This is a genomic window from Ahrensia kielensis DSM 5890 (assembly GCF_000374465.1).
GTDB lineage: Bacteria > Pseudomonadota > Alphaproteobacteria > Rhizobiales > Rhizobiaceae > Ahrensia > Ahrensia kielensis.
The window spans coordinates 44,828-59,793 of sequence record NZ_KB894530.1 but is presented as its reverse complement, the minus strand read 5'-3'; the positions used below and the strand labels follow the sequence as shown (position 1 = coordinate 59,793).

Below are 14,966 nucleotides of genomic sequence, written 5' to 3'. Positions count from 1 at the left end.
CCGGAATTCCGGCGGCTCTCATCAGTTTAGCATGATACGATTAACTTCGATTAGTTGGTCGTTTTTGCTTCAATCTGTTTCGTGCTGTCGGCGCTACCTTTAGTGATCTCAATTTTGCGCGGTTTCATTGCTTCTGGCACTTCGCGTGCAAGATCAATGTGGAGCAAGCCGTTTTTCAGCTTTGCACCCTTAACCTCAACATAATCGGCAAGTTGGAAGCGACGTTCGAAAGCGCGAGACGCGATACCACGATGCAGCATTTCATGCTTTTCGCCATCTTCATCCGGCGTTTGTGCCGCAGCAATCTTCAAAACATTCGGGCGCGCTTCGATGGTAATATCATCTTCGCCAAAACCTGCGACTGCCATTGTGATGCGGTAAGCATTTTCACTAATGCGTTCGATATTATAAGGCGGATAGGTTTGCCCGCTTTCAGGTTGCGCGAGTGTATCGAGCATTGAAAATAAACGGTCAAAACCAACAGTTGAACGGTTTAATGGTGTAAAATCTACGTGACGCATGAGGTGTCCTCCTTTGAGCGACATTACGACTATACCTGCCGGTACAGCCTTCTTCGTTTGCGATATTTGACCTGAAACACCCATAATTGGCGTGTCTCTTGCGGCCAGCAGACCCATAATTGGCGTCTGCCTCCATAATTTGGTGATGGCAAAAACAGGTTTCAAGTCCCGATTGAAAAACCAAACAAAACACGTCGATTTTTTATGAACTGAAAATGAACAGCACCTTCCGTCTGAGTTCAGGGTCAAAATGTTTAATTGGCTTTATCAACGGAACTGGCCAAACAAATCAAAGGCTGGCTCCACTAAAAAGGAGACGACTGATGAAAAAGTTTATTATCGCAACTGCATTTTTGGCCATGGGCGCAACAAGTTTTATCGCACCTGCACAAGCGGCACCACTGCGTGCTGAAACCGCACTCACAACAACCTTGGATGTGACCAAGGTGCACTCCACGAGCCGCAAACATTTACATAACCGCGCTGACCGTAAACGCATTCTTTCGCCGCGTCAGATTTCACGCAAACTCAGCAACCAAGGTTTTCGCAATGTCAGAAACATTCGTTTCAACCATGGTCGCTACTCCGCGGTTGCCAAAACTCGTCACGGTCTGGTTCATCTTACCGTAAGCGCTAGAAACGGAAAAGTTATCAGCCGTGAGCGCATCCGCAACCACCGCCAAAACAGCGGACACCGCCGTGGCAACGGGTTTAGTTTCTCTTATAGCTTTCGCTAAAACCATTTGAAATTAGCTGGACTGTCCTGTCCCTTCCTGTCCAGTTATATAGCCGGAGACAAGCAATTGTCTCCGGTTTTTCTTTGACCTTTGAACGCGTTAAACCTATCACTAGAGCACCTGAAACCGAGCTTCCTGCCTGCCATGACCAGCCTTTTGAAAATTGCGAATAATACTGGCCCTGATCCAGATGTTCTGGACATGCTTGAAACGGATGACGGTTATAAAATCCGGTTTGCATTGTTTAAATCAACCAACAAACCAAACAATGGCACCATCATATTGCTGCATGGTCGCAATGAAGCCATTGAGAAATATCTTGAAACAATCGGCCAACTTTTAGAACGTGGCTTTGATGTGGTCACCTTTGATTGGCGGGGCCAAGGCGGATCTTCTAGGTTCTTCTCAGATCATCGCCGCGGCCATATCGACACTTATGAACAATACAGCGCTGATTTAGAACTTGTGTTCAAGGATGTTGTTCTGCCCGAATGCCGCGCACCATTCTACATCGTTGCTCACTCAACCGGTTCTTTGATCGCTCTTTACACCGCCCCGCGCCTGAACAACCGTATTCGCCGCATGCTGCTTGGCTCACCGTTTTTAGGCGTTGGCGATGAAACACTCAGCGAAAACCAAGTCAATTTTCTATCAAACATTTTTACGTTTCTTGGCCTTGGCGCAATGCATATGGGGGGCAGCCGCAATGGTATTGCCGCCACGCCATTTGAGAAAAACCGCGTAACAAACGATCCCGTGCGTTATGCCCGCAATCAAGATTTGATGGACCCAAAACGTGGGTTAGGGCTTGGCAGCGCAACGGCTTCATGGCTGCGCGCATCAATGAAAGCCGTTCAATGCGTATGCCATAGCGAGCACATGACGCAAATCCACATACCCGTTTTGCTGATTAATGCAGGCGCTGATCAGGTGGTTTCGCGGCCAGCCATTGAGGACTATGCACACCGCTTGCGCTCCGGTTCATTGATTACAATCGACGGAGCGCGGCACGAATTGATGCAAGAGATAGATGACTACCGCGAGCAATTCTTTGCAGCTCTTGATGCATTCATTCCAGGCTCACCTGACTAACAAAAGTCAGGCTCTGCCCCAATATGCTTGCAATGCTTCTGCGTGCAGTTCTCTAGAACCTGCAGCCAGAATAGTACCGCCCTTTTCTGCACGCTCCCCATCAACCGTCGTTATAACGCCGCCCGCCTGCTCAATAATCGGAATAAGTGCAACGATGTCATAGGACTGAAGGCCAGCCTCAATAAAAATGTCTGCATGGCCGGATGCCACCATCACAGCGCCGTAACAATCTGTGCCATAGCGCGCTAATTTTGCACGGCTTTCAAGCCTCTTATAGCCTTCTGCTTCAGCACCCTGATATAGCGCAGGCGATGTTGTGAACATAATCGCATCTTGCAATTTTGCGCTTTGTCGCGATGTAAGCTTTTGAGGCTCGCCGCCCTTTTCGATCAGCCATGATTGCGTACCATCAGCGATATAGAGTTCATCCGTATAGGGTTGATGCATAAAGCCTTGTTTGGCGACACCATCTTCCATCAAGCCAACGAGCGTGCCCCAAACAGGCAGACCTGAGATAAACGCGCGCGTACCGTCAATCGGATCAATGACCCAAACATAGCGTGCATCAAGGTTCTTGGCACCGAACTCTTCGCCCAATATGCCGTGATCCGGGAAATCAGCATCCAATATTTGGCGAATAGCTGCTTCGGCTTCACGGTCGCCAGCGGTGACGGGGTCAAATCCAACCTCATACTTGTTATCCACATTTAAGTTGGACCTAAAATATTTTAGCGTCTGAACAGAGGCTGCATCAGCTAAACGCTTCAAATCATTTATATTCGTCATAGAGATAACCGATCACTTGAATTGGAGGATTGGACTGCCGAACCCAGAACTAAGGTATGCGGCTTGACTTTAGTAGTACAAGGAAGAAAATTATTAGACGGCGAGGCTATTTGCTACGCACTAGACGTTACTTTCCTCCCAACGACTGGCCGCATCTTAGGGTGCGGTCTTTTTTTACTTAATATAGACTATCTATAGTTTGGATTTAAAATTTATTCAGCAGCAATACTAAAATCACTCAGCTGCGCACCATCCAATACACTCAACTGCGCCATAAATCGCGTTAAATCATCGCGCAATGCATCAAATCCTGGCCGTTTTTCCATTGTCTTTTCGTTGACATAAAGACTGCGATTGATCTCAATCTGCAACGCGTGCAAGCCGCGTGCGGGACGCCCATAATGCTCCGTAATGAACCCGCCAGCATAAGGCTTATTGCTTGTCACCAAATATCCCATATCGCGCAAAATATCGACGGCAGCTTCGCTAAGCACCTGGGCTGCGCTGGTGCCAAACCGATCACCAATGATAAAATCTGGCCGCGCACCCTCTGCCCCCAAGTGAACAGAGGCAGGCATGGAATGGCAATCGATAAGTACAGCATGGCCAAAATGGCCATAGGTACGACTTAAAAGTGCACGTAACTCGGCATGGTACGGCTTATAGAGTTGCTCAACGCGCATCATCGCCTCATCAAGGCCGATACGGGTCTTATAAATATTCAAGCCTTCACACACGATGCGCGGTATCGTGCCAAGCCCAGCGGCCACGCGCAGCGAATTCCTATTCGTATAAGGTGGCAGTTTGTCGATAAACATACGCGGGTCCAGCTCATAGGGCTCGCGATTTACATCCAAATAAGCGCGCGGAAAATGCGCTTTGAGCATAGGAATGCCAATTTGGACAGCATCGGAAAACAATTCGTCGACAAAATAGTCTTCTGATCGGCGAATCGCATGGATGTCGAGATTGCTCATTTCAAGAAAACGCTTTGGATAATAGCGTCCACTATGCGGCGAGTTCATAACAAACGGTACGTTGTGAAAATCCGGTTCACAAACCTCAAAGGCTTCCATATCAATGAAATCTGGTGAAACGTGCATAAACCCAAATTTTCCAGCAATAATCGTATCTTGGCTTTAGTTTTGACAGTCTCAATGAGCTTTGTCTAGGGTTACGCGTTAAGGGTAAATCCAAGACAATCGGCAGATCACAAGATTTTAATTGAACAAAATTATAATTTTGCACTACATCATGTTTCACAAGAGCTCGACCTTGAGAGCGAAGTTCAGTTTCAAACCGTCGTTACGAGTGTGCGGCTTTATATATGAAGCCAAACAGCGCAGATGGTGTAAACCTGAAATTTACCTTGATCGGGCTAAGAGCATGGCTAGCTTGCTTTAAGCATAGGCAACAAGAGAAGCGGGAATTAAAATGCATCGCATACTATTGGCAGAAGATGATAACGATATGCGCCGGTTTCTGGTCAAAGCGCTTGAAAAAGCCGGCTATCAAGTCGTTGACTTTGATAATGGCGCAAGCGCTTACGAGCGCCTTCGCGAAGAACCATTCTCTCTGCTTTTAACAGATATTGTTATGCCTGAGATGGATGGTATTGAACTTGCGCGCCGCGCAACCGAGCTTGATCCTGACCTTAAAGTCATGTTCATCACTGGTTTTGCAGCTGTTGCACTCAACCCTGAAAGCGACGCGCCAAAAGACGCAAAAGTCCTTTCAAAGCCGTTCCACTTGCGTGAGCTTGTTGATGAAGTAGAAAAACTTATCGCAGCAGCTTAATCAATCGCGGAATTTATCGTCAAAGCTATTGACGGCAAACGGTTTTATGTGGTGTATCGCGCCACGGATGGGCGATTAGCTCAGCGGGAGAGCACTTCGTTGACATCGAAGGGGTCACTGGTTCAATCCCAGTATCGCCCACCATCCTTTTCTCTTTTAGCTTCAATACATCAGCTGATTACAGCCTTAGCACCCTTTGGCTTGATTTCTGTTGCTGTCACACTGTGGTCACAGCAATTGGTTTTCCTGTCAGCAGGATTTTTCACTATAGATACAAAAATCTGATAGGCATCGCGCTGTCAAAGGCACCAAAACTTATCCCAGAGAAGAGCCAACGAATTCAGATTATTTTTACGCAAATCATTTTCATGATTTGCGATATGTGTAAAACCCTCTCAAATATAACATCTTTTCAAAGCAGCCCTATGAAAACGGGTTTAACTACGAAATAGTCGGTTTGAAAAAAGTGGAGAACGAACGGCCAATGTCTGACCTAAATAAGCCATGTATCATTTGTGTTGCGATTACCGGATCACTACCGCGCAAAGCGAATAATCCAGCCGTACCAATCACCATCACTGAACAGGTCGAATCCACGCACGCCGCATTTGAAGCCGGCGCTAGCATTGTCCATGCCCATGTGCGCAATGACGATGAAACACCAACATCCGATCCCGATAAATTTGCCAAGCTACAAGAAGGCTTGCTGAAACATTGCCCCGGCATGATCATTCAATTTTCGACAGGCGGCCGTTCCGGTGCGGGCAAAGAACGCGGCGCTATGCTTTCATTAAAGCCGGACATGGCTTCACTATCGGTTGGCTCGAACAACTTCCCGACACGGATTTATGAAAACGCGCCTGATCTGGTTGATTGGTTAGCGCGTGAAATGATCACTCATAATGTCAAACCAGAGATCGAAGCATTTGATCTATCGCACATCCATCAAGCAGCCTTAATGCACAAAGACGGCCGCATAAAAGACACGCCTTACATTCAGTTTGTCATGGGTGTTAAAAATGCGATGCCTGCCGATAAAGACGTGTTTGACTACTATGTCAAAACAGTAAAACGCCTTTCGCCCAACAGTCAGTGGTGCGCAGCTGGTATCGGTCCAAACCAGATTATCCTCAATGAATGGTCTGTTGCCGCAGGCGGTCACGCCCGCACAGGATTGGAAGATAATGTGCGCATAGACAAAGATACGCTTGCGCCATCCAATGCAGCACTTGTTAAACGCGTAACCGACTTATGTGAAAAATATGAGCGGCCTGTCGCAAACTGGCGTGAAGCGCGAACCATGCTTGGCTTAGATTAAATTTCTTGTTTTCGCCTTAGCCACATACCGCTTTAATCAGGGGTACATTGGGGTGCAATATTCCCCTTTCAGAACATAGTATTGCGCCATATAACAGCGCCATCTTATGACTTGGCGAAGGCGAAACATGGCGAACGGCATTAAATTAGAAACCGTTGCGCCAGCATTGTTTGTGCTACTTTGGTCAACCGGTTGGATCGTTGCAAAATACGCCAATGATTATGCAGGGCCGCTAACATTTTTAACTTGGCGCTTTGCAATCGCAGCCCTTGCTTTCGCAGTCATCGCCGTCATCATGTCTGCCAAATGGCCGACAACACGCGCGGGCTGGCTACATGCCATCATCTCCGGCCTATTTCTCCACGCGATATATCTTGGCGGTGTTTGGTGGGCAATTAAACAAGGCGTTCCGGCATCCATCTCTGGCTTACTGGCAGCATTGCAGCCGTTAATGACCGCCATGATTGCATTCTGGATCATTAAAGAGCGCCTGACCATGCGCCAACGTATGGGCATCGCCGTCGGTCTGTTTGGCTTGCTCATTGCAATCGGGCCACGATTATTATCGCTTGATACCGATGCATTGCTGACCGCCAGCCTGCCGCTCATTATCAATGTCATTGCGATGGCCAGCGTTACCTTTGGCACGATCTATCAAAAACGGTTCTTACAAGAAGGTGATTTGATACCAGTCGCCACGCTGCAATATGTCGGCGCGTTTATCTTTATTGCGCCAGCTGCCATGATTTTAGAACCATCGCTCGTATTTGATCTCAATATTCATTCCATATTGGCGATGATCTGGTCTGTATTTGGCCTTTCACTTGGCGCAATTCTTTTGCTGCTTTACTTGATACGCCGCGGACAAGTCAGCCGTGCAGCATCGCTCATATATCTTGTACCGCCAGCCGTTGGCATAGAGGCGTGGATATTGTTCGGTGAAACGCCAACCATACCATTCATCATCGGCACTTTGATCGTTGTCGCAGGTGTCTGGCTGGTCAATCATAAAAGGCCCGTGCAAAAATCTACTTGATTGCACATTGCCAGACTGCCAAAACGCCAATTATGACCAAACGCACAATCACACTCGAAGATATTCCAAACGCAATCGGCACTATTGTCGGCACATCCGATTGGCGTGTTATCACGCAAGAGATGATCGATAAATTCGCAGATGCCACTGATGATCATCAGTGGATTCACTGCGACCCTGAACGGGCGGAAAAAGAAACACCCTTCGCTTCAACCATCGCGCACGGCTTTCTAACGCTCTCAATGCTTTCAACACTGACCTATGAAGCACTGCCCGCGCTGGAAGGTGCCACGATGGGCATCAATTATGGATTTGATAAAATCCGTTTCATGGCACCTGTGCGTTCTGGCGCAAAAGTGCGTGCGGTGTTCAAACTTCAAGATGCCGATATAAGGCCATCGGGCCGCGTTCTATCGACCTATGACGTCACGCTCGAGATCGACGGCAGCTTAAAGCCAGCGTTCACCGCAACCTGGCTAACGCTCGCCGTTATTGAACAGCAGGATTAAGTCCGGTGCGGCGCGATTAACGCGCCGCCAAAGCACTTTGTTCTTTTGCAGCTGTGCTTAAAAACTCGAATACATAAGGCGAAAAAGAACGCCAGCATTCCACATGGAATATGTCGGCTTTCGTGCGGCACAAAACAATTTCGACCTTGCCTAAGATTGTGCGCGAACATGCGCCCACCGGAAATACTTCCAATGACAAATCCTGCGGACAACCAGCGTTAATCACGCCAGCGGCCAAAGAACCGCTGACCTCTATGGCCGTATTTCGGTGCGATACATCAACGCCAGCACACGCCACATCGACATTTTTTAGGTCATCAATGGGATTGTTTTTTGAATCATAGATCGACCATTCATCCGGCCCAAGCCACATAGCTATTCTGCTGGCTGATCGCGCAGACGTCTTGGGTGTTTGCGGCAGGTCAACGCCAAGCGCTTGCGATAGTGCCGCAACATCATCTGCTCCAACCCGCAGGCTGCAACGATACCCCGCCCCCATCGACGTAACGCTTACGCCAGAAGCGCCAAACGCTTTCTCTGCAAGCGGAAGCGAGCGCCGCAATTTCACTGAATTATCCATGCAAACGGCCTCCTTCTTCGTCCACAAAGACAGCTTTGCAAACTTCAACTTCGATCACTTCATTGGCCATTGGCACATAAAGTTTTTTGCCCATCAAATTAAAACCATCTTCAATCAGCGCCATCGCAATAGGCTTTTGCGCATTTTCCGACCAATAGCTTGATGATACCCAGCCGATCATTTTCATCGGCACTGGCTGGTTCGGATCTTCGACGATTTGCGCGCCCTCTTCCAGTACACTGCGCCCATCAATTGACTTTAAGCCAACCAATTGGCGGCGCCCGCTAGCGACCAGATCAGGTCGCTTCAAGCCGCGAATACCAACAAAGTCGGTTTTCTTTTTGCCAACAGCCCAGTCAAGCCCCGCATCATGCGGGGTTACCGTGCCGTCGGTGTCTTGGCCAACAATGATGTAGCCTTTTTCAGCGCGCAGAACATGCATGCTTTCCGTGCCATAGGCACAACCATCGGCAGCCTCAACAGCTTCATAAAGCGTATCCCAAACCGCACGGCCATAATCAGCAGGAACATTGATCTCAAAGCCCATCTCACCGGTAAATGACATGCGCATCAAACGCGTTGGCACTCCGCAAATTGTACCTTCCGCCATAGACATATGTGGCAGGGCTTCCGCCGAAAGATCAATTCCATCAACAAAGGGCGCAATAATATCGCGTGATTTTGGCCCTTGAACCGCAATGACAGCCCACTGCTCGGATGTTGATGTCAGCCAGACCTTCATATGCGGAAACTCTGTCTGCAAATAATCTTCCATCATGTTGAGCACACGCGGCGCACCGCCAGTTGTGGTCGTCACATGGAAACGGTCTTCGGCAATACGTGCGACAACACCATCATCATAGATAAAGCCATCTTCGCGGCACATAATGCCATAACGCAATTTACCAACACCGAGCTTCAAGAATGGGTTGGTATAGATAAGGTTCAAAAACTCGGCGGCATCGGGCCCAACAACTTCAATCTTGCCAAGCGTTGAGGCATCAAACATGCCGACATTTGTGCGTGTTGTTTTGCATTCGCGATTAACCGCAGCATGCATATCTTCGCCGCCCTTAGGATAATACCAAGCGCGTTTCCAATTACCCACATCTTCAAACACAGCACCGATTGCAACTTCGCTTTCGTGCATTGGCGTTTTGCGGGTAGGCTCAAACAAAGCGCCCTTTGAGTGAGAAACAAGCGCACCAAATGTGATCGGCGTGTAAGGCGCACGGAATGTGGTGAGGCCCACTTCCGGCAGCTCCTTGCCAAGCGCTTCGGCCGCAATGGCCAAGCCATGCATATTGGACAATTTGCCTTGGTCCGTCGCCATGCCATTGGTTGTGAAACGCTTGACATGCTCAATAGACTGAAACCCTTCTTGCACAGCAAGACGGATATCTTTTGCAGTCACATCGTTTTGGAAATCAACGAACGCTTTAACAACCTTGCCAGCTTCTGCGCCAGGGGCAGCGCCGATTAAAGTGCCTTCCCAAGCATTGCCGCCATTGGCCTCTATCGATATTGAAACTTGGCTGGTGTTTGGCCGCACATAAGTTGCAGCCTCTTCGCCCGCTTTAATCGCTTCATCAATTATTGCGCTCAAATCATCGGTGCCATTGCAAGAACCAACGCTGACACAGTCCTGCGCATAGACGCCCGGTACAAAGCGGCTTTTGGCAGCATCATAGGCAACCTTGCCGCGTGACTGCGAGAACATATGCACAGACGGTGTCCAGCCGCCGCTCATGATGATGCTGTCGATAGGAATAACTTCGCGCGCACCGCCGTTTACAGGCGCAACAGACATGGATGAAACACGCAACTTGCCGCCAGCGGCCATAACCCCATGGCCTGTCAAAACGCGAATACCAAGCGCCTTTGCTTTTGCCACTAATTCAGCGTTCGGGTGCTCACGTATATCAACAATCGCAGGAATGTTGATGCCAGCTTCTTTCAGATCAAAAGCTGCCGCATAAGCACTGTCATTGGCCGTATAGACACCGACATTTTTACCAACAGCAACACCGTAATGATTAAGGTAAGTGCGTGCAGACGACGCGAGCAAAATGCCCGGCCTATCATTATTGGCAAACACCATATGACGTTCAATGGAGCCGGTTGCGATGATGACTTTCTTCGCACGAACTTCCCAAAGCCGTTCGCGTGGCAAATCGGCGCTAGGCGCGGATAAATGCTCGCTAACACGCTCTATGAGCCCCACATAATTTTGCGCGTAATAACCAAAGGCCGTTGTTCGGGTGAGCACACGAACATTGTCCATTGCGGCAAGTTTTGCCATGGCCTGCTGCGCCCAGCTAAAGCCGTCCATACCGTCAATAACAATATCGGTATCAAAGTGCAGCGCACCGCCAAATGTCGGTTGCTCATCACAAATGATAACACGCGCACCGTTTTTCGCCGCCGCTAAAGCCGCAGAAAGACCGGCAACACCGCCGCCCAATATCAACACATCGCAATGTTCATGCTGCGATGAATAACGGTCTGGATCTTTATGGACAGGCGCTTTACCAAGCCCAGCCGCATTGCGGATAAATGGCTCATAAACTTTGTCCCACGCTTTGCGCGGCCACATAAATGTCTTGTAATAAAAGCCCGCAGATAAAAGCGGTGACACAACATCATTGATTTCGCCAATATCATATTTCAGTGACGGCCAACGGTTCTGGCTGGTTGCCTCCAAACCATCGTAAACTTCTTGAACCGTAGCGCGAATATTGGGCGTATGACGCGCAACATCGCGCTGAATACCAAGCAGCGCATTTGGCTCTTCTGGTCCAGCGGACACGATACCGCGCGGACGGTGATATTTAAATGAGCGACCAACGAGATGAATATCATTGGCAATCAAGGCAGAGGCAACGGTGTCGCCTTTAAGCGCGGGCAATGTTTTACCATCAAATGTGAAGCGCATTGGATCGGCAACGCTTAAACGTCCCTTGCCTGCAATGCGGTTCGGCTGAATTAAAACAGGTGCGTTCATGATTTTGCTCCTGCATTTGTTTGGTCGTCAACTAGTTTTGAAAGATCGGGCTTTGGTTCGCCAGCTTTGTAAGTCGTCAAAAACTTGTCAGACACGGTGTCCCGCGCCGCATTGAAATAACGTCCGCAGCCATGAATATGCCGCCAGCGCTCAAATGTAGTGCCTTTGGTATTGTCGCGGTAGAAAAAGAATTTTGAAAATCCCTCATCGGTCAGCGCATTCATTTCTGTCGAGCGCTCAATATGAGCTTCACCTGCATGGGCAAATTCTGTTTCAGGGCGTTCTTCAGCGCAATAGGGGCAATGTATTAGAAGCATTATTTAAAACCTGATTCTTGTCGCATTTTGTCGCAAATTTATAACAAACCAGCCAATGGCTTAGTGTGATACGGCGGCGGCGGCGGCCTCATCAATCAAACGCCCTGTGGTAAAGCGTTCCATTGTGTAACCTTCATTGATTTTGTGTGGTGCAGCCTTGGCAATGGTGTGAGCAAACACATGTCCAGAGCCCGGCGTGGCCTTAAAGCCGCCCGTACCCCAACCGCAATTTACATAAAGCCCCGGCACCGGCGTTTGCGCGATAATAGGCGAGCGGTCCGGTGTCACATCAACAATACCGCCCCATGAGCGCAGCATTTTCATGCGGCTAAAGATGGGGAAAATTTCGCAAATCGCGTCCAGCGTATGCTGAATAACATGCAAGCCACCGGTCTGCGAATAGGATGTATATTGGTCTGTACCTGCACCAATTACCAATTCGCCCTTATCAGATTGTGATATATAGGCATGAACAGTGTTCGACATCACAACGCATGGAAAGCACGGCTTAACAGGCTCAGAAACCAACGCTTGTAACGGGAAGCTTTCAAGCGGCATCTGAACATCGGCCATCTGCATAACATGAGACGTATTACCCGCAGCAACAACGCCCACTTTCTTTGCGCCAATAAAGCCGCGCGACGTTTCAACGCCCGTTACTTCGCCGCCTTGGCCACGCTTAATGCCTGTTACTTCACAGTTTTGAATGATGTGCACACCGCGCGCCGCCGCAGCACGGGCATAACCCCACGCAACCGCATCATGACGCGCCGTTCCGCCTTTGCGTTGAAGCGCAGCGCCCATCACAGGGTATCGTGCAGATTTGGAAATATCGAGCGGCGGGCAATAGGCTTTAGCCTGCTCCGGCGTCAGCCATTCATTATCAACACCGTTCAAACGGTTGGCATGAACATGGCGCTTAAACACTTGTACGTCGTGCACATTATGCGCCATCATCATAACGCCGCGCTGGGAGAACATGACGTTATAATTAAGGTCTTGGCTCAGCCCTTCCCATAAATTCACAGCGTGATTGTAAAGACCGGCAGATTCATCGAACAAATAGTTTGAACGGATAATCGTCGTGTTACGGCCCGTATTACCACCGCCCAGCCAGCCTTTTTCAAGCACAGCCACATTGGTAATACCGTGCTCTTTCGCCAAATAATAAGCCGTTGCCAGCCCGTGCCCACCAGCGCCAATGATAATGACGTCATAGCTCGATTTCGGCTCTGGGTTATCCCATTGTTGGCCCCACCCCTTGTGAGCACGCATCGCTTCACGAGCAACAGCAAATCCAGAAAATCGGCGCATAGAAACCTACCCAAACAGAACAAAATCACATTCACGCGCAAAATTTGCATAAGTCACAGTCAAGAACCAGTCATTTTGCGACGGAGATCGACGTTAATTTATACCTCAAGCCCTCAAACGTTCTGTTGTGCACGCACTATTTCTCTCCTTGAAACGCTGGACTTCTAGACTCAAAGCTGGTATTCCCACCCCAACCGCTCGGCCTACGGCTTTGCGAGCAATACCGTTTATCCATTTGAACACAACGCCATTCGCGGCTTTCGTTCGCAGGAAATAACATGTTTGCCCGCATTCTGGTCGACACATATTTGAATTTGAACCGTTAAGGAATGGGATCAACGTGCAAGTACTCGTACGCGACAACAATGTAGACCAAGCACTCCGCGTGCTGAAAAAGAAATTGCAACGCGAAGGCGTTTTCCGCGAAATGAAATTGCGCGGTCATTATGAAAAGCCTTCTGAAAAACGCGCACGCGAAAAAGCAGAAGCTGTACGCCGCACACGCAAACTAGCGCGTAAACGCGCACAGCGTGAAGGTCTTCTTGGCGGCCGCCCGACTCCTGCCGCACGCTAAGGCTTGACCAACGCATCTAACTGGATGCGTTGCCGCGTTTTCGACGCTTTTTGTTTTCATTAGTGGTGCGTTCTCAGAACGCGCCACTTTTCGTTTGTCGGAAATCCGATAAACTGCTGTAATGACAGCGGCTTATCTTAAGGGGATATTGAATGACTTCGGTGACAAAGCTGCCAACAATAAATGGCTCCGGCAAACCACGACTGATTTTGCTGGCTAGCTTGTTAGGCACTCTAACGGTTTCAGCCTGCACCTCGTCAACATCAATACCCTCTGAAATTGCCCGTATCGAAACCGAGCAAGGCAGCGCAGAAAATATCGGCTCATTAACGGCCGTCATCCGCTCAAACCCTAACGATCCTGTTGCCTATAATGTGCGCGGATCTGCTTTCGGAAAATCCGGTAGTTATAATGATGCGCTGCGCGATTTTGATAAAGCGATACAGCTGAACCCACGTTATTTTGAAGCCTATGCTAACCGCGCGCTTATCCATCGCATTAAAGGCGACCTAGCCGCTGCGGCTACGGACTATAATAATGCGCTTCAAATTAACCCACGCTATGACAAAGCCTATGTCGGTCGCGGTGAATTATATCGCCGTGCTGGTCGCACAAATGAAGCTTTCAATGATTTTCAAAAAGCTATTCAGCTTGATACAACCGATCCGCGCGCATATCACCGTCGCGGCCTGATTTATCAAAGCCGTAAACAACATGACTTTGCACTGGATGACTTTGCAACGGCCATTTCATTAGCGCCAAATTCACCCGAGCCCTATAATGGCCGCGCCATTTCCTACATAGCCCTTGGCCAGATTGACAATGCTTTTGACGCCGTCAACTTTGCCATAAGCCTTGATGACAAGAACGCTGAGAGCTGGGCAAACCAAGCTCTGCTTTGGGAACAAAAAGGCGAAATTGATAAAGCGCGTAAATCATACCGCCGCGCCCTTCAGCTCAACGCAAATTTCGAGCCTGCAAGAAATGGCCTAAACCGCATCGGCGGCTAACAAATTCAAAGCATAAAAAAGCCGCCGATATTCATTCGGCGGCTTTGTCATATCAAAAATTATGTTGAAAATTTTAGGCTAGGAATTTTGCAAGAACGACGCAAATAATCGCGACCAAAGTTCCACCAATAAGTCCTGCGCCTGCAAAAAAGCCAAAGGCCATGCCAATAAGGATTGCACAGGAAACAATCGTCACCCATTTAGCGCCAATAAGGAACATGCTGTAGGTGCGATCATGCTCTGCATAATCCATGATGTTTTCGTTGTTCGACGTTTTGGTGTCAGCCATTTTAGAAGCTCCAAAGGCAAAAATTATTTGATTCATGTTTACCTAAAACATGAGCGCGCCGCAATGGTCACATGGTCACACA

At 48.8% G+C, this 14,966-nt stretch carries 16 protein-coding genes and 1 tRNA gene; 9 read left to right on the top strand and 8 right to left on the bottom strand.

Annotated features, from left to right (window positions below; all coding sequences use genetic code 11):
• Positions 1 to 50 precede the first annotated feature (50 nt).
• Positions 51 to 521, bottom strand: coding sequence for an Hsp20 family protein (locus C504_RS0109640; RefSeq protein ID WP_026317365.1), 471 nt, complete (start codon positions 519 to 521; stop codon positions 51 to 53).
• Positions 522 to 844: 323 nt separating this feature from the next.
• Here C504_RS0109640 and C504_RS0109635 point away from each other — a divergent pair, with 323 nt between their 5' ends.
• Positions 845 to 1,258: a hypothetical protein gene (locus tag C504_RS0109635; protein ID WP_018689123.1), complete on the top strand. Its 414-nt coding sequence runs from the start codon at positions 845 to 847 to the stop codon at positions 1,256 to 1,258.
• 144 nt (positions 1,259 to 1,402) lie between these two features.
• Positions 1,403 to 2,350, top strand: coding sequence for an alpha/beta hydrolase (locus C504_RS0109630; protein ID WP_018689122.1), 948 nt, complete (start codon positions 1,403 to 1,405; stop codon positions 2,348 to 2,350).
• A 6-nt stretch (positions 2,351 to 2,356) separates the two neighbouring features.
• Here C504_RS0109630 and hisN read toward each other — a convergent pair whose 3' ends face one another.
• Positions 2,357 to 3,136: a histidinol-phosphatase gene (gene hisN, locus C504_RS0109625; RefSeq protein WP_018689121.1), complete on the bottom strand. Its 780-nt coding sequence runs from the start codon at positions 3,134 to 3,136 to the stop codon at positions 2,357 to 2,359.
• 212 nt (positions 3,137 to 3,348) lie between these two features.
• On the bottom strand, positions 3,349 to 4,239 hold the full coding sequence (locus tag C504_RS17560; RefSeq protein ID WP_018689120.1) for an N-formylglutamate amidohydrolase: 891 nt from the start codon (positions 4,237 to 4,239) through the stop codon (positions 3,349 to 3,351).
• Positions 4,240 to 4,570: 331 nt separating this feature from the next.
• Between C504_RS17560 and cpdR the strand changes: the two genes are divergently transcribed.
• The 5 genes from cpdR to C504_RS0109595 all read left to right on the top strand — a co-directional run bounded on the left by cpdR (position 4,571) and on the right by C504_RS0109595 (position 7,796).
• Positions 4,571 to 4,933, top strand: coding sequence for a cell cycle two-component system response regulator CpdR (cpdR, locus tag C504_RS0109615; RefSeq protein WP_018689119.1), 363 nt, complete (start codon positions 4,571 to 4,573; stop codon positions 4,931 to 4,933).
• A gap of 69 nt (positions 4,934 to 5,002) precedes the next feature.
• Positions 5,003 to 5,077 (top strand) — tRNA-Val (locus tag C504_RS0109610).
• Between the two features lie 340 nt (positions 5,078 to 5,417).
• Complete coding sequence (locus tag C504_RS0109605) at positions 5,418 to 6,251, top strand: 3-oxoadipate:acetyl-CoA acetyltransferase (RefSeq protein ID WP_018689118.1); 834 nt, start codon at positions 5,418 to 5,420, stop codon at positions 6,249 to 6,251.
• A 127-nt stretch (positions 6,252 to 6,378) separates the two neighbouring features.
• Positions 6,379 to 7,287 (top strand): DMT family transporter, encoded by a 909-nt coding sequence (locus C504_RS0109600; protein ID WP_018689117.1) that lies wholly within the window; start codon positions 6,379 to 6,381, stop codon positions 7,285 to 7,287.
• Between the two features lie 32 nt (positions 7,288 to 7,319).
• Positions 7,320 to 7,796, top strand: coding sequence for a MaoC family dehydratase (locus C504_RS0109595; RefSeq protein ID WP_041951676.1), 477 nt, complete (start codon positions 7,320 to 7,322; stop codon positions 7,794 to 7,796).
• A 16-nt stretch (positions 7,797 to 7,812) separates the two neighbouring features.
• Here the strand turns inward: C504_RS0109595 and C504_RS0109590 are convergent, their stop codons facing one another.
• The 4 genes from C504_RS0109590 to C504_RS0109575 are packed head-to-tail and all read right to left on the bottom strand — an operon-like array spanning position 7,813 to position 13,011.
• The gene (locus tag C504_RS0109590; protein ID WP_018689115.1) at positions 7,813 to 8,376 is read right to left on the bottom strand and encodes a sarcosine oxidase subunit gamma; all 564 of its coding nucleotides are present in this window, start codon (positions 8,374 to 8,376) and stop codon (positions 7,813 to 7,815) included.
• The gene (locus C504_RS0109585) at positions 8,369 to 11,380 is read right to left on the bottom strand and encodes a sarcosine oxidase subunit alpha (protein ID WP_018689114.1); all 3,012 of its coding nucleotides are present in this window, start codon (positions 11,378 to 11,380) and stop codon (positions 8,369 to 8,371) included. The genes C504_RS0109590 and C504_RS0109585 overlap by 8 nt, the downstream gene beginning before the upstream one ends.
• On the bottom strand, positions 11,377 to 11,697 hold the full coding sequence (locus C504_RS0109580) for a sarcosine oxidase subunit delta (RefSeq protein ID WP_018689113.1): 321 nt from the start codon (positions 11,695 to 11,697) through the stop codon (positions 11,377 to 11,379). The genes C504_RS0109585 and C504_RS0109580 overlap by 4 nt, the downstream gene beginning before the upstream one ends.
• A gap of 60 nt (positions 11,698 to 11,757) precedes the next feature.
• Positions 11,758 to 13,011 (bottom strand): sarcosine oxidase subunit beta family protein, encoded by a 1,254-nt coding sequence (locus C504_RS0109575; protein ID WP_018689112.1) that lies wholly within the window; start codon positions 13,009 to 13,011, stop codon positions 11,758 to 11,760.
• A gap of 340 nt (positions 13,012 to 13,351) precedes the next feature.
• Between C504_RS0109575 and rpsU the strand changes: the two genes are divergently transcribed.
• Entirely contained in the window at positions 13,352 to 13,585 is a 234-nt protein-coding gene (gene rpsU / locus C504_RS0109570; RefSeq protein WP_018689111.1) for a 30S ribosomal protein S21, read from the top strand.
• 152 nt (positions 13,586 to 13,737) lie between these two features.
• A complete protein-coding gene (locus C504_RS0109565; RefSeq protein WP_018689110.1) occupies positions 13,738 to 14,595 on the top strand; it encodes a tetratricopeptide repeat protein in 858 nt (285 codons plus the stop codon).
• A 73-nt stretch (positions 14,596 to 14,668) separates the two neighbouring features.
• Here C504_RS0109565 and C504_RS0109560 read toward each other — a convergent pair whose 3' ends face one another.
• Positions 14,669 to 14,884: an aa3-type cytochrome c oxidase subunit IV gene (locus C504_RS0109560; protein WP_026317360.1), complete on the bottom strand. Its 216-nt coding sequence runs from the start codon at positions 14,882 to 14,884 to the stop codon at positions 14,669 to 14,671.
• Positions 14,885 to 14,966: the final 82 nt, after the last annotated feature.

What these genes read in the sequence shown, in the direction of transcription:
- C504_RS0109565 (WP_018689110.1), top strand. Translation starts at nt 13,738, where the DNA reads ATGACTTCGGTGACAAAGCTGCCAACAATAAATGGCTCCGGCAAACCA.
- C504_RS0109575 (WP_018689112.1), bottom strand. Translation starts at nt 13,011, where the DNA reads ATGCGCCGATTTTCTGGATTTGCTGTTGCTCGTGAAGCGATGCGTGCT.
- C504_RS0109585 (WP_018689114.1), bottom strand. Translation starts at nt 11,380, where the DNA reads ATGAACGCACCTGTTTTAATTCAGCCGAACCGCATTGCAGGCAAGGGA.
- C504_RS0109635 (WP_018689123.1), top strand. Translation starts at nt 845, where the DNA reads ATGAAAAAGTTTATTATCGCAACTGCATTTTTGGCCATGGGCGCAACA.
- C504_RS0109580 (WP_018689113.1), bottom strand. Translation starts at nt 11,697, where the DNA reads ATGCTTCTAATACATTGCCCCTATTGCGCTGAAGAACGCCCTGAAACA.
- cpdR (WP_018689119.1), top strand. Translation starts at nt 4,571, where the DNA reads ATGCATCGCATACTATTGGCAGAAGATGATAACGATATGCGCCGGTTT.
- C504_RS0109605 (WP_018689118.1), top strand. Translation starts at nt 5,418, where the DNA reads ATGTCTGACCTAAATAAGCCATGTATCATTTGTGTTGCGATTACCGGA.
- C504_RS0109595 (WP_041951676.1), top strand. Translation starts at nt 7,320, where the DNA reads ATGACCAAACGCACAATCACACTCGAAGATATTCCAAACGCAATCGGC.
- C504_RS0109630 (WP_018689122.1), top strand. Translation starts at nt 1,403, where the DNA reads ATGACCAGCCTTTTGAAAATTGCGAATAATACTGGCCCTGATCCAGAT.
- C504_RS17560 (WP_018689120.1), bottom strand. Translation starts at nt 4,239, where the DNA reads ATGCACGTTTCACCAGATTTCATTGATATGGAAGCCTTTGAGGTTTGT.
- hisN (WP_018689121.1), bottom strand. Translation starts at nt 3,136, where the DNA reads ATGACGAATATAAATGATTTGAAGCGTTTAGCTGATGCAGCCTCTGTT.
- C504_RS0109600 (WP_018689117.1), top strand. Translation starts at nt 6,379, where the DNA reads ATGGCGAACGGCATTAAATTAGAAACCGTTGCGCCAGCATTGTTTGTG.
- C504_RS0109640 (WP_026317365.1), bottom strand. Translation starts at nt 521, where the DNA reads ATGCGTCACGTAGATTTTACACCATTAAACCGTTCAACTGTTGGTTTT.
- C504_RS0109560 (WP_026317360.1), bottom strand. Translation starts at nt 14,884, where the DNA reads ATGGCTGACACCAAAACGTCGAACAACGAAAACATCATGGATTATGCA.
- C504_RS0109590 (WP_018689115.1), bottom strand. Translation starts at nt 8,376, where the DNA reads ATGGATAATTCAGTGAAATTGCGGCGCTCGCTTCCGCTTGCAGAGAAA.